The organism is Gordonia sp. Z-3, assembly GCF_036233855.1.
GTDB lineage: Bacteria > Actinomycetota > Actinomycetes > Mycobacteriales > Mycobacteriaceae > Gordonia > Gordonia tangerina.
Map to the genome: position 1 here is coordinate 15741 of NZ_JAZARS010000004.1, position 13575 is coordinate 29315.

At 68.2% G+C, this 13575-nt stretch carries 13 protein-coding genes; 4 read left to right on the top strand and 9 right to left on the bottom strand.

What is annotated here, in order from left to right; genetic code table 11:
* Positions 1–57: 57 nt before the first annotated feature.
* Both VX037_RS05250 and VX037_RS05255 read left to right on the top strand, forming a co-directional pair.
* The gene (locus VX037_RS05250) at positions 58–477 is read left to right on the top strand and encodes a hypothetical protein (protein WP_235726143.1); all 420 of its coding nucleotides are present in this window, start codon (positions 58–60) and stop codon (positions 475–477) included.
* Positions 478–636: 159 nt separating this feature from the next.
* Positions 637–1200 (top strand): hypothetical protein, encoded by a 564-nt coding sequence (locus VX037_RS05255; RefSeq protein WP_235726142.1) that lies wholly within the window; start codon positions 637–639, stop codon positions 1198–1200.
* Positions 1201–1255: 55 nt separating this feature from the next.
* Here VX037_RS05255 and VX037_RS05260 read toward each other — a convergent pair whose 3' ends face one another.
* The 4 genes from VX037_RS05260 to moeA form a co-directional block, all read right to left on the bottom strand.
* Positions 1256–3547 (bottom strand): AAA family ATPase, encoded by a 2292-nt coding sequence (locus VX037_RS05260; RefSeq protein ID WP_235726141.1) that lies wholly within the window; start codon positions 3545–3547, stop codon positions 1256–1258.
* A complete protein-coding gene (locus VX037_RS05265) occupies positions 3547–4497 on the bottom strand; it encodes a CDP-alcohol phosphatidyltransferase family protein (protein WP_372475449.1) in 951 nt (316 codons plus the stop codon). The genes VX037_RS05260 and VX037_RS05265 overlap by 1 nt, the downstream gene beginning before the upstream one ends.
* Before the next feature lie 103 nt (positions 4498–4600).
* Positions 4601–5317 (bottom strand): phosphatidylserine decarboxylase, encoded by a 717-nt coding sequence (locus tag VX037_RS05270; RefSeq protein WP_235726138.1) that lies wholly within the window; start codon positions 5315–5317, stop codon positions 4601–4603.
* 109 nt (positions 5318–5426) lie between these two features.
* Positions 5427–6641 carry a molybdopterin molybdotransferase MoeA gene (gene moeA, locus VX037_RS05275; RefSeq protein ID WP_235726137.1) on the bottom strand — a complete coding sequence of 405 codons (1215 nt, stop codon included), beginning with the start codon at positions 6639–6641 and terminating at the stop codon, positions 5427–5429.
* Positions 6642–6710: 69 nt separating this feature from the next.
* Between moeA and VX037_RS05280 the strand changes: the two genes are divergently transcribed.
* Positions 6711–7511, top strand: coding sequence for an HAD-IIA family hydrolase (locus tag VX037_RS05280; RefSeq protein WP_235726136.1), 801 nt, complete (start codon positions 6711–6713; stop codon positions 7509–7511).
* A gap of 290 nt (positions 7512–7801) precedes the next feature.
* Here the strand turns inward: VX037_RS05280 and VX037_RS05285 are convergent, their stop codons facing one another.
* The 4 genes from VX037_RS05285 to VX037_RS05300 all read right to left on the bottom strand — a co-directional run bounded on the left by VX037_RS05285 (position 7802) and on the right by VX037_RS05300 (position 11420).
* The gene (locus tag VX037_RS05285; RefSeq protein WP_235726135.1) at positions 7802–8275 is read right to left on the bottom strand and encodes an SRPBCC family protein; all 474 of its coding nucleotides are present in this window, start codon (positions 8273–8275) and stop codon (positions 7802–7804) included.
* Positions 8276–8505: 230 nt separating this feature from the next.
* On the bottom strand, positions 8506–8934 hold the full coding sequence (locus tag VX037_RS05290) for a DUF350 domain-containing protein (RefSeq protein ID WP_235726134.1): 429 nt from the start codon (positions 8932–8934) through the stop codon (positions 8506–8508).
* Positions 8935–9057: 123 nt separating this feature from the next.
* Positions 9058–10170 (bottom strand): acyl-CoA dehydrogenase family protein, encoded by a 1113-nt coding sequence (locus tag VX037_RS05295; RefSeq protein WP_235726133.1) that lies wholly within the window; start codon positions 10168–10170, stop codon positions 9058–9060.
* A gap of 53 nt (positions 10171–10223) precedes the next feature.
* The gene (locus VX037_RS05300) at positions 10224–11420 is read right to left on the bottom strand and encodes an acyl-CoA dehydrogenase family protein (protein ID WP_328713489.1); all 1197 of its coding nucleotides are present in this window, start codon (positions 11418–11420) and stop codon (positions 10224–10226) included.
* A 182-nt stretch (positions 11421–11602) separates the two neighbouring features.
* Here VX037_RS05300 and VX037_RS05305 point away from each other — a divergent pair, with 182 nt between their 5' ends.
* Entirely contained in the window at positions 11603–12217 is a 615-nt protein-coding gene (locus VX037_RS05305; RefSeq protein ID WP_328713491.1) for a TetR/AcrR family transcriptional regulator, read from the top strand.
* Between the two features lie 36 nt (positions 12218–12253).
* Here VX037_RS05305 and VX037_RS05310 read toward each other — a convergent pair whose 3' ends face one another.
* Complete coding sequence (locus VX037_RS05310) at positions 12254–13498, bottom strand: MFS transporter (RefSeq protein ID WP_328713492.1); 1245 nt, start codon at positions 13496–13498, stop codon at positions 12254–12256.
* Positions 13499–13575: the final 77 nt, after the last annotated feature.

Genomic DNA, 13575 nt, shown 5'->3' on the forward strand with positions numbered 1-13575 from the left:
ACTGTTGGGCGGGGTGTCACGGGCATCGCCCGCGTCGACTACTTTACCGTTGCGAACATGAACCGCTTCGACAGGATGGTGTCGGTGCTGGTGGCCGGGATCGCACTGATCGCACTTCTCGCCGCGTGTAGTGGGGTCGAGGAGGATCGTCCGCCCGGTGCCGCCTTACCGCAGGATTTCCCGGTTGCGCAGGTCCCGCTCGTGGAGGGCACGGTGCTGACCGCCGACGGCACCCGCGCCGACGGGTGGGCGGTCACCGTGCAGGGCGCGGCCGGTGCGGGCAACATCCTCGACGCCGCGGTGTCCACTCTCACCGATGCCGGGTTCACCGAGTCGCAGCGCACCACCGAGGGCGGTCAGCGGGTGGTGGTGCTGTCCGCGACCAAGGACGCCACCGACTACTGGGTGCAGGTCGGCAGTACCCCTGGCGCCGCCGGTGGGCCGGGGTCGGTGTTTTATCAGGTCTCTGTGGAGTGATGTCCCCTGGTGCCTGAGGAATCCCGGAGCTTGCGGAGGGATGTCACGAAGGCACGATCGCCCGACCTCACAGCCAACTGACAGTCTCGCGGCAGTCCGCTGACAGACCCCGTCCGCACCGTGGATGTCACTTTTCACGTCCACGAAAGCGAGACGACGATGTCCACACCACACCCGACGACCGACGCGACGACCACCGAGGCTCCCCGCGACCTGCAACAACCGCAGGATCCGCAGCCGACCGATCGCCCCGACGTCGCGGCACAGCACAACGCCCCGACCGAACCGATCACACAGGCCGGTGCGGTCCCCCCGAACGGACCGTACCCGCCCTACGCCGGCCCACCGCCGATGTATCCGAATCAGCCGAATTCGCCGAACCAGGCGAATGGCGTCAGCGACAAGGTGCGCAACGCGGTCATCGCCGGCGGCATCGGGGTTGCGGTGGTGTTCGGTCTCATCGGGTTCGGCGCCGGCTACGTCGTCGGCGACTCATCGTCATCGAATCAGGGGCCGGGAATGAACATGCAGCGCGGCGGCGGTTTCGGCGGGCCGGGCGGCTTCAACCAGATGCCCGACGGACAGGGCGGCATGGGTCAGATGCCGGGTCAACAGGGGCAGATGCCGGGCCAGCAGGGGCAGGTACCGGGACAACAAGGCCAACTTCCCGGTCAGGACGGGCAGACCACGACCCCCAGCACGGAGAGCGGGACTGGGGCCTGAACCGAGTGAGGTGAACGTTGCGGATATCGGCACGTTCACCTCACTGCGCGGCGGGTCAGTCGGCACGTCGCTGCGCGAACGCCTGCAGGTTCGCCACCTGCGCGGCATCCAGCGACGGCCGCACCCGACCGCGGGCGTCGGCGATGTCGTCGGGACCAACGGTCGCAGCGTCGATGTCGCGCCGCATCGCGGACAGGGCGGCCTCGCGCAGCAGCGCCGAACAGTCGGCGGCCGAGTAGCCGTCAAGATCGTCGGCGAGTGCCGTGAGGTCGACGCCGTCGGCCAACGGCACGTTGCGACCGGACGCCCGCAGTATGTCGGCGCGCGCCGCGGCGTCGGGTGGTGGGACGAACACGAGTCGTTCGAGGCGGCCGGGGCGCAGCAGTGCGGGGTCGATCAGATCGGGGCGGTTGGTGGCGCCGAGCACCACTACGTCCTGCAGCGGTTCGACGCCGTCGAGTTCGGTGAGCAGCGCCGCCACCACCCGGTCGCCGACACCTGAGTCGCTGGACTGTCCGCGACGCGGGGCCAGCGCGTCGATCTCGTCGAGAAAGATCAGCGACGGCGCCGACTCGCGGGCGCGGGCGAACAGATCCCGCACCGCTTTCTCCGACGACCCGACCCACTTGTCCATCAGTTCCGCACCCTTGACGGTGTGCACCGACAGCCGGCCCGAGGCGGCCAGCGCTCGCACCACGAACGTCTTGCCGCAGCCGGGTGGTCCGAACAGCAATACTCCGCGCGGCGGGGCGACACCGAGGCGGGTGAAGGTGTCGGGATGCTGCAGCGGCCACAGCACCGCCTCGGTGAGTGCCTGCTTGGTCTCGACCATGTCGCCGACCTCGTCGAGCGTGATCGACCCGACCGCGACCTCCGGGGAGTCCAGCCGCGACACCGGGCGGATGACCGCCAGCGCACCCAGCAGATCGTCGGTCCGCAGCGCCGGTTCCGGCCGTTCCTCGTCATCCGCCGAGGTCACCCGGGCCGCGGCGCGCAACGCGGCCTCGCGGGCCAGGGCGGCGAGATCACCGGCGACGAAACCGGGTGTGCGGGTGGCGATCAGGTCAAGGTCGAGATGACCCTCGGTGGGTACGTCGGAGAGAATGACGCCAAGCAGTCGGGCACGCGTCGACGAGTCGGGTAGTCCGACGATGAGTTCGCGATCGCACAGGGCAGGGTCGCGCAGGCGGCTGTCGAGGCGGACGGCTTCCCCGGTGGTCGCGATCAGTGCGACACGGCCGCCGCCCACCGTGGCACGCAGTTCGTCCAGGATCAAGGTGGACACCGGGTCGGCGGCCGCGGATTCCCGGGGTGCGGGCAGGAGGGCGTCGACGTCGGTGATCATCAGCACCCCGCCCGTCTCGGCGAGGTCGGCGATCGCCGACCGCACCGCAGCCAGGCGGGCCCCGCTCTCCAACGCCCCGACCGTCGGGCCGTCCACCACGGTCAGCGGTCGCTCCGTGCACACCGAACGCACCAGGGTGGCCTTGCCGCCGCCGGGCGGCCCGGTGATCAGCACCCCGAGGCGCGGCGCGGCACCGAGGGTGTGCAGAACCTCGGGTTCGTCGAGGGTGATCGACAGCCATTCGGTCAGCCGGGCCACCTGGGTGTCCACGCCCACCAGCGTCGACACCGGGCGCACCAGCGGCCCGGTCGACGCGCGGTGCGACACCACGCCCATCGACGTCGTCGACCGCGCCGCCGTCGGCTCCAGCGGTGCGCTCGCGGCGAATCCCAGTGCCGTGGACGGCGGGGGCGTCGGCGCAGATGTGCCACCGGTGCCACGTTCACCCGCCCACATCACAGCCGTGTTGGTCTGCACGCTCACGGGCCCGTCGGGTTCGGTAGCCGAGACCGTCACCAATTCGTTGGTCCAGGTGATCCCCACTGACACCGCCAGCGCACGGGTGGCCGGCGTCGCGGTCAGTTCGGGACCGAGGTCGCGGGGCAGCAATGAGACCGAGTCGCCCACCGAGACGACCTTGCCCAGCAGTGCGCGCCGCAACGTGGGTTCGTCGACCTGTCCGGCGGCCAATGCCGAGCCGGACACGGTCACCTGTCCGGCGCCGTGCACCGTCACCGGCGCCACCACCACCGATGCGTTCTCCCGGATGCCGGCGTTGGCGAACGTGATGTCGTCGAGCAATGCGGTGCCCGGCGGGGTGTCCGGGCCGGCCGTGGCGAGGACCGCAGCGGTGACGCGGGCACCGGTGATCGACGCGGCATCCCATTCGCGCAGGCCCAGCGCGGCGAGCACTTCGGGATGCACCCGGACGATCCCGCGGCGCGCCTCACCCGCGGCGGGATTGACCCGTGCGGTCAGCGTCAGCTGGACGTGGCCGGCCATCAGCGCTCCTCGACGTCGTGGCCCTGGTCTACACCGGAGGCCGTGGGCTCGATCGTCCCGGTCGGGCGGCGCAAGCCCAGCCGAGCCTGCGACCGGTTCGTTGACGTCAATCGCGGGCGTCGGGGCTGTGAGCGGGCCATCGCGCGCCGTTCGGCCCGACGTTCCGACGGGTGCGCCTCCCAGTGTTCGGGTCTCGATGCCACCCAGCGCTGATTGCGCCAGGCGAAGGGGATGTGCAGCAGATATCCGCCGATCGCGATGAGCATCAGGGTGTAGGGGAACGTCAGCAGCAGAGCGGCGCCGATCGCGACGACGATCAACAATCCGGCCAATGCACGCGGTGGAATCGACGCGGTCTTCAGCGACGCGGTCGGGATGCGGCTGACCGCGAGGAAAGCCACGAACACCAGCCACCCGCCGACCACGGGCAGCGACGTCCACCAGCCAGACCCGAACTGCTGGGACAGCCCGACCGGCAGCAGGGCGATGATCGCCGCGGCCGGGGCCGGGACACCGACGAAGAAGTCGCGGGTGTAGCCGGGCGCCTCGTCGTCGTCGATCAGCGTGTTGAAGCGAGCCAGCCGCAACACGATCGCGCAGCAGTAGATCAGCGCGAACGCCCAGCCGATGTCCTTGTCGGGCGTCAGATACAGGTAGACGATCAGGGCGGGTACCACGCCGAAGTTGATCGCGTCGGCCAGCGAATCGATCTCCGCCCCGATCCGGGTGGTCGCCCCCATCATCCGGGCGACACGGCCGTCGATGCCGTCGAGGAGTGCGGCCGCCACGACCAGACCCATCGCCGCATCGATCTGACCTGCGTCGGTGACCCGAACCGCGGTGAGACCCGCGCAGATCGCCAGGATCGTGAGCGCCGACGGCACGAAGAGTCGTCCGGCGGCAGCCTGACCGCGCAATCCGGTGCGCTCGGGTGCGGCAGCGGTGGACACGGTGGTGCGTGCGCCTCGCGTCGGATGCGCGCTCGGCGTTCGGTGGGAACTCGGTGTTCGGTGGGGAGTCGGACGTTCGGACCTGCGGGCGGGAGGCATGCGATCAGCCGAGCGTCGCGAACAGGGTTTCGCCGCCCACTGCGCGCTGGCCGACCCGGACGTTCAGAATCGTGCCTGCGGGCAGGTAGACGTCGACGCGGGAGCCGAATCGGATCAGGCCGTAGGTGTCGGCGATGGCCAACTCGTCGCCGACGACGGGTTCGCACACGATGCGCCGCGCGATGAGTCCCGCGATCTGGACGACGGCGACGTCGTGGACGGTCTGGCCGACCGGGCAGCGCAACGTCATCGTGGACCGCTCGTTGACCGAACTGGCCTCGGGCAGATCGGCGGAGACGAAAGCGCCGGGTGTGTGCGTCACCGACGTCACCCGACCGGCCACCGGTACGCGCTGGACGTGTACGTCGAAGATGGACAAGAAGGTCGACACGCGGGGCAGTGGCTCATCGCCGAGGCCCGACTCCGGTGGCGGCACAGCCGCGTCGACCAGGGAGATGGTGCCGTCTGCGGGGGCGACGACCGCGCCCGCGTCGGCGGGCGGCACGCGTGGTGGATGCCGGAAGAACAGCGCACACGCCGCTGCGGTGAGTGCGGCAGGCCGGGCGATCCACGGATGGCGTCGGCCCAGGAAGGCGACAGTGGCCGGTCCCACCACGAAGGGGATACCCGCCGAATGCACCGGGGGAATGGTCTCCCGCGCGAGGTCGACGAGATGTCCTGGTCCGCTGCGCGTTCCGTTCGGCCGCGGGCGCCTGGCCACCATCAACCTCCTGCTAGTCGACTGGGCACATGCGATGTCACGGCCCGCTCGCCCCAGCTTAGAGTGTCGAGCCCGTCGGTCAGCGTGACGGCGGCCCGCTGCGAGCACGTCACACCTCGATCACCTGGACGGATGTACCCTCGCTGACCGCATCGACATCCTCGGGAATGTCGATCAGTGCGTTCGCCTGCGCCAGATAGCGCAGGTGATGGGAGGCCGGTGGGCCGATGGGGTCGACAACCGCGCCGGTGTCGTCGCTGCGCAGCACTCCGCGCATGAACTGTCGCTTGCCGGCCGGCGACACCACGTCGGCGCTCAGCCGGGCCGTTCGGGTCGGACGGTCCTCCGGCAGCCCCATCGCCGCGCGCAGCGCGGGCCGGATGAACATCTCGAACGACACCAGCGAACTCACCGGGTTGCCGGGCAGCGTGATGATCGGTACGCGGCGACCGTCGGGCCCGGGGTAGTGGCCGCAGCCCTGCGGCATGCCGGGCTGCATCGCGACCTTCACGAACTCGATGTCGTCGCTGTCGGTGAGCGCATCCTTGACCACCTCGAAAGCGCCCGCACTGACCCCGCCCGAGGTGATGATGACGTCGGCCCAGCCGCTGATCTCGTCGAGCCGGGTGCGGAACGCGTCGACGTCGTCGGTCACATAGTGCAGGTGGGTGGCCTCGGCGCCGGCTTCGGTGGCCGCCGCGGTCAGCATCGGCCCATTGGATTCGTAGATCTGTCCGTGGTGCAGCGGCTGACCGGGGGTGACGAGTTCGGAGCCGGTCGAGAGCACCACCACGCGCAGCCGCCGGAGCACCGCGACCTCGGTGATTCCCAGCGCGGCGAGCAGGCCGACCTGAGGTGCACCGATCCGGGTGCCGGCGGCAATGGCGGGCCGGCCGGCCTCGATGTCGGAACCGGCGCGACGGATGTGCTTGCCAGCGGGGATCGAGGAGCGGATCGTCACCTGGTCCACGCCGCCGTCGGTCATCTCCACCGGCACCACGGCGTCGGCGTCGGCGGGCATCGGCGCACCCGTCATGATGCGATGCGCCGTGCCGGGGGTCAGCGTCAGCCGGTCGGTGCGTCCCGCGGGTATGTCTTCGGCGACCGGCAGTGTCACCGGTGATTGCTCGGTGGCGGAGGAGATCTCGCCGGCACGCACGGCGTAGCCGTCCATTGCCGAGTTGTCGAAGCCGGGCAACGCCGACGACGCGAGGATCTCAGTGGTCGTGACGGCGCCGAGCGCAGCGGCCACCGGCACGGTCTCGGACACGGGGTCGCCGAAGAGTGCGGCGACGACGGCCTGGTGGTCGGACACCGATCGCATGCGCTCAGCATGCCATCTCGCGTCGGCCGGCCGTGCAGGGTGCCGTCGACGGGACTAGATTCAAACACCATGGCGCTCGGTTTGCTGCTCGACATCGACGGGGTGATGGTCACCTCGTGGAAGGCGCTGCCGGGAGCGGTCGACGCGGTCGCGAAACTGTACGAGCGGGGTTATCCGCGCATGTTCCTGACCAACACCACCTCGCGGTCGCGGGGTGACATCGCCGAGGCGCTCAACGCGTGTGGCTTCGAGGTGTCCCCCGAGGAGATCCTCACCGCCGCCAAGCTCACTGCCGAGTATCTGACCGCGAACCACCCCGGCAAGCGGGTCTGGGTGCTCAACGAGGGACCCATCGCCGAAGACATGACGGGTGTGGAGCTCACCGACGACCCCGCGTCGGCCGAAGTCGTGGTGCTCGGCGGCGCCGGACCGGTGTTCGATCACCGGTCACTGTCCCAGGTGCTCGAATCGATGGTCAGCGGTGTGCCGGTGGTGGCCATGCATCGGTCGATGACATGGTCGACGGCCGGGGGGCTCAGCATCGACACCGGCGTCTACCTCGAGGGACTGGAGAAAGCCGCCGGGCGCAAGATCAAGGCGATCGGCAAACCGTCCCCGCTCGGCTTCCGTGCCGCCGTTGACCTGATGCAGCTCGAACCAAACCAGGTGATCATGGTCGGCGACGACATGCACAACGACGTCCTCGGTGCGCAGGCCGCCGCGCTGATCGGTGTGCTGGTGCGTACCGGTAAGTTCCGGGACGAGGCGTTGCGCGCGCTACAACGCGACGAATTCGGGCCGGTGCCCGACCACGTGATCGATTCGGTGGCCGACCTGCCCGCGCTGGTGCAGAAGTTGGCGGAGCAATAGCCGCCCTGGCGTCCGCTCTTTCTGTCTGCTGGTCGAGTAGTTCCGAGCCGCTCTTTCTGCTGGTCGAGTAGTTCCGAGCCGCTAGGCGAGGGACGTATCGAGACCAGTTGCGCGAGAAGCGGTCTCGATACACCCCCTCGCCTAGCGGCTCGGCGGCTACTCGACCAGCGAATGAAGGGCGCTCGACCAGCGAATGAAGGGCGCTCGACGAGCGAATGAAAGGCGCTCGGCCAGCGGTGTATGCCCGTCACCTAGCGGCAAAAGGCTTCCAGCGAGGTCCGACTACCTGCTCAGGCAGCGCGCGCTGCCGACGCCTCGGCTTCGCGCTTGATCTTGCCGAGGGTCTCGGCCATCCCGAGCTTGAGTTCGGCCTCGAAGTTGGCGGTACCACCCATGGCCTTGTCCACCAGGAACGACGACACAGCAGTGGTGCCGTTGCCGACCTCCCGCTTCTCGATCAGCGTCACACCGTTGTCCGTGGGCTCGATGGTGTAACTCCACACGGTGCGGTTCTCGGCGACGCGGAACGCGAGTTCACGGTTGGGGGCGAACCGGACCACCTTCGACGTGGTCGGCCACACGAGCGGGCCGCGACGGTTGATGTTGATGGTCTTGGTGCCCAGGCCCACGGCGCCGCCGCGGATGATCATCTTCTTGCACTGCGGGCTCCACTCGCCCATGCGCTTGAGGTCGGAGATCACCGCCCAGACGTCCTCGGCAGAGGCGGTGATGACGATGGATTCTTCGATCAGGGGCGCGGCCATGCTGTTTCTCCTCGGTGAGTGGCTATGCGATTGCCACGAGACTAAGAGCTTGTTGTCTGGTGGTCAATAGGCAATTGTCTACGAGTCAATAGTGGGCGGATGGCGTCTCTGGGGCTGCGGATGTCCGCGAGCATCACGGTTGGGTGCCATCGGCTGGATAATCCATCCGAGCGCGCTCAGCGGTGATGCCGGCGGACACGCTTGACCAGATTCGGAACGCGCGAGCGCTACTACAAGCCGATGGCAGCGCCGATGACCGCGCCGATCCCGATGAACACCGCGCCACAGATCCACCCCGCCGGGTGCCCGTCGTCCTCCAGCAGCAGCGTGCCGAGTTTGCCGGGCGTGAGCCAGTCGATGAGAACGAACGACCACATCATCACTGCGATCGCTAGCAATACATAGATGGCGGTGTAGAGCACTCCTCGCCACAGTTCGAGCGCCAGCGAATCGCGTGCGCCGGCAACAAGGACGATCGAAAGACCGATGACCTGGGCGGTCGCCAGCATCACCGCGTTGCGGTTGTGGTCGAGCCAGATCAGATTGCGCAATCGGCCGGGGGTCACGAGGTCCAGGGCCACGAACCCCGCGATGAGCAACGCGATTCCCACGAGGCTGTAGGCGGCGGCATCGCCCAGGTTGTCGCGCAGTTGGTCCATGGGAGAAACAGTAGCGATCCGAGACGAGGCGCGGCGCCCGATAACGCCCAGGCCCCTGCCGGCCGATCGGGATAACTCCCGGAAAGGGCGGCAGGAGCCTGGACGGTCAGGTGTCGAATCGACTCAGCCGACCATCACCATCTCGTGGTCGCCGACTGAGCGGGCCAGGACCGACACGTGGTCAGCGGCATCGCCGAGCGTGTGCGAAATCGCGGTGAGTCGGCTGAGGTAGTGGCCGACGGGATACTCGGCGGTCATGCCGATGCCGCCGTGCATCTGCACTGCTTCCTGGCCGATGGCCCGGCCCGAGCGGCAGATCTGCAGTTTCGCCCGCGAGGCGATGATTGGATCGCAGATGCCGTCGGATAATGCGGTCGTCGCGTAGAGGCTCATACTGCGGGCCAGTTCCAGTTGCGCGTACATGTCCGCGGCGCGCTGGGTGAGTGTCTGGAACTGTGACAGCGTGACACCGAACTGCTTGCGGGTCTTCAGGTATTCGACGGTGAGGTCGAGGGCACGCTCCATTGCGCCGACGGCCTCGGCGCACAGGGCGGTCTGGATGCCGACCTCGGCGTCGGCGATGACCTGCGTGGCGTCGCCGCTGCCCAGACGCACCGCTGCCGCGTCGGCGAACTCGATCTGCGCCCCGCGACGGCGATCATGTGAACGGTACGGGGTGCGCGTGACATCGCCGGCGTTCGCGTCGACCAGGAACAGCCCGACGCCGTCGTCGGTGCGCGCCGACACGACCAGCTTGTCCGCGCAGTCACCGTGGCCGACAAGTGTTTTGGTGCCATTGAGCTTGCCGTCGGTGGCGGTGGTGGCCACCTTCGCGCCCGGCCAGCGGTCGCCGGCTTCGAGGTGGGCGAATGCCATCAGCAGTTCGCCGGAGGCCAGCCCGCCGAGCAGCTCGGCGCGGGTCTCGTCGTCGGCGGTTGCGGCGACCAGCGACCCCGGAACGAGGACGGAGTCGAGGTAGGGCTCAGGTGCCAGGGCGCGACCGATCTCGGTCATGACGCTCGTGAACTCCACCGGACCGGCGCCCATGCCACCGTCGTCCTCGGGGAAGGTCAGGCCGAGGATGCCGATGTCGGCCAACGACTTCCACACCCCCTTGTCCCAACCGAGTTCGGTGTCGGTGACCTTACGCAACGTCTCGACGTCGTACTTGCGGGTCAGCACCTCGCGCACGGTGTCGCGCAGCATCGTCTGTTCGTCGGAAAGTTCGAAATCCATGAATGGTTCCCAGGTTCTCGTGAGTCGTGAAAAGTAGTGAGGCGGCGCTTGGCTCAGAGACCCAGCACGGCCTTGTCGATGATCTGGCGCTGAACCTCCGACGATCCGCCGTAGATGCTGACCTTGCGGTAGTTGAGGTAGGTCGGCGCGGACAGCTGTGCCCATTCCGGCGACGTGACGTCGGCGGTGCCGTTGGCGGCCGACGCATCGAGACCGGCAACCGGCAGCGAGTCGGCGCCGGCGATGTCGGCGAGCAACTCCATGGCGTCCTGCTGCAGTTGGCTGCCGCGCAGCTTCAGCAGCGACGACGCCGGGTTGGGCTTTCCGTCCGCCGACGAGGCGGCCACACGCAACTGGGTCATCTCCAAGGCGAGCAGGTCGTTCTCCAACTCGGCCAGCCGGGCTGCGAACAGCGGGTCCTCCAGCAGGGTGCCGCCGGACGCCGTGGTGATCTGGCGTGCGAGTTCCTTGGCCTTGGCGAGTTTGGTCTTGGTGTAGCCGACCCGCGCAATGCCGCTGCGCTCGTTGCCGAGCAGGAACTTGGCCTGCGTCCAGCCTTCGTTCTCCTTGCCGACCAGATTCTCTACCGGCACGCGGACATCGTTGAAGAAGACCTCGTTGACCTCGAAGCTGCCGTCGATCAACTGGATCGGCCGCAGTTCCACGCCGGGGGTGTCCATCGGGAACAGCAGCATGCTGATGCCGGCCTGTTTCTTGGCGTCCGGATCGGTGCGCACCAGGCAGAAGATCCAGTCGGCGAACTGGCCGAGGGTGGTCCACGTCTTCTGGCCATTGACGATGTAGTGGTCACCATCGCGCACCGCGCGGGTCTTGAGCGAGGCGAGGTCCGAGCCGGCCTCGGGCTCGGAGAAGCCCTGGCACCACCAGATGTCGAGGTTGGCGGTCTTGGCCAGGAAGCGTTCCTTCATCTCTGGCGAACCGAACTGCGCGATGACCGGGCCGATCATGCCGACGTTGAACGGCAGCAGGTCCGGGACATGCATCAGGCTCATCTCCTCGCGGTAGATGTGGCTCTGAATGGGAGTCCAGTCGCGGCCACCGGCCTCGACCGGCCAGCCCGGCGTCGCGACCCCGTGTTCGTTGAGGATGCGCGTGGTGGTGACCAGGTCGTCGGGGTAGTTCAGCTTGCCCGCTTCCGACCGGCGCCGCAGATCTTCGGGAACCTTCGCGAAGATCGCCCGCAACTCATCGCGGAATGCCTCTTCTTCGGGACTGAATGTCAGCTGCATGAGTTCTGTCTTACTCCTGGTCAGGGGATGTGGGGTGCGGTCGCGGAACTCGGTGGCCGGTTGTCCGCGGCTGCTGACTAAGCGCTTGCTTAGTGATACTGTGCACTATGCCGCGCCCCGCGGCCCCTGTCAATGTCCGGAGCCGTGCAACCGGCGAGATGTCGAGAACGGAGAACGGGGACATGTCTGTCGTGGAACCGCCGTCCCGTGCCGTCGCGGCACGCTCACGGTTGCTGCGCGCCGCGGTGGAGGCCTTTGCCGCCAAGGGGTTCACCACGACCACCACCCGCGACATCGCCACCGGCGCGCAGATGAGTCCGGCGGCGGTGTACGTGCATTTCAAGTCCAAGGAAGAGGTGCTCTACGAGCTCTCCGACGCCGGGCATCGGTCGTTTCTGCGATTGATCGACGCTTCCGACGACCCCGAGCAGTCGCCCGCCCTCCGGTTGCGGGTCGTGATCGGTGCGCTCGCCGCCCACCACGCCCGCGATCACGTCTGGTCGCGGGTGGTCAATTACGAGTTGGACTCGCTCTCGCCCGAGCATCGCGCGGCCATCGAGGTCATGCGCAAGGAGGTCGCCGCACGAGTCGGCGCGATTGTGGGCGCGGGTATCGCAGACGGGGCCTTCGACGTCGACGACCCGAAGGCGACGACGACTCTGCTGCTGTCGATGGGCGTCGACGTCGCGCGTTGGTACCGGGAATCGGGTGCGATGACACCCGAGCAGATCGGTGAGTTCCATGCAGATATGGCTGCGCGGATCGTCGGTGCTCTGGAGTCCGACGCGGGTACGTGACGTTCGGGACCGAGCGACTGCGTGTGTGCGAGCTCCTCAGCGAGGCGCCGCGATCGCGTGGTCGGCTGCCTCTGCTGCTGAGGCGTCGCGTCGCGTCGACCGGCGTCGCACCGCGTTGACGAGCGCGCCGAGGATCGCCAGCGTCAGGACGTAGGCCACGTACCCGACGACCGTTGCCTGCAGGCCGGCATGGGACACGACGAGCCCGGCCACCACCGCAGGGAGGCTGAACGCGAGGTAGCTGGCGACGAACACCGATGAGAAGACCTGTCCGCGTTGTTGTGTCGGGGTTGCCGCGACGACGCTGTCCAGTGCGCCGAGGAAGGTCGCGGCGAATCCGGATCCGGCCACGATCGAACCTACGACGTATAGCGGCAGCGCCTCGGACAGCACGCCCGACAGGGAGATGACCGCACCACCGGCGAGCGCGGGATAGCCGAAGGCCAGCTTGGTGGCGGCTTCGCGACCGGTGATCAGCAGAGAAGTGACCGCAGCCGAGGCGAAGAAGGTGAACAGCAGCACGCCTGCCTCGGCGTGGTTCTCGACGCCGAAGACCCGCGCCACCACCGACGACCCGAGCGACAGGTAGAGCCCGCCGAGCGACCACGTCGCGACCAGCGCGGGCACCGCCGCGACGAACACCCGGCGGACCGACGAGGGGAGGGTCACCTGCGGTGAGAGAGTGGCGACAAGGTGCCGTCGGGAGGTGAAGCCGACGCGCTCGGAGGTTTCGGGGACCACCAGCAACGCTACGAGGAGCGCGGCGAACAGTCCGAGGATCACCTCGTAGACGAGGAACCGTGGTGCCGGTGCGTACTCGACCAGCAGTCCGGCGATCGCGACACCGCCGGCGAGTCCGATGGCCGGCGCGGCGCCGGTGATGGCAGAGCCGAGGCGGGGAGTTGGCTGCAGGTCCACGACGGTCGCGGTCAGGGTGCCCATCGCGGCGCCGGTGGCAAGGCCTTGCAGGGCGCGTGCGGCCATCAGAACGCCGACGTTGTCGGCCACGACGAACAGCACCATGCTCGCGATCAGCAACGCGAGCGCCACCGCGAGCACCGGACGTCGTCCGATGTGGTCGGAGAGCGCGCCCACCGTGAGCAGGCTGATCAGCATCGTCGCCACGTAGATGGCGAAGACCGCGGTGAGGGTGAATGCGGAGAAGCCCCACAGCTCCTGATAAACGGGGTAGAGGGGCGAGGGTGCCGCAGAGGAAAAGAGCACCATCACGAACGTGGCGGTGACCACCCAGAACGCGCGGTGCGGGTGTAACCGGGGCATCGCCACTCCTAAAGCAAAGACATTTGCGTTAGATTCAACGTATCCAGAGGCCGCCACTAAAGCAACTTGATTTGCAA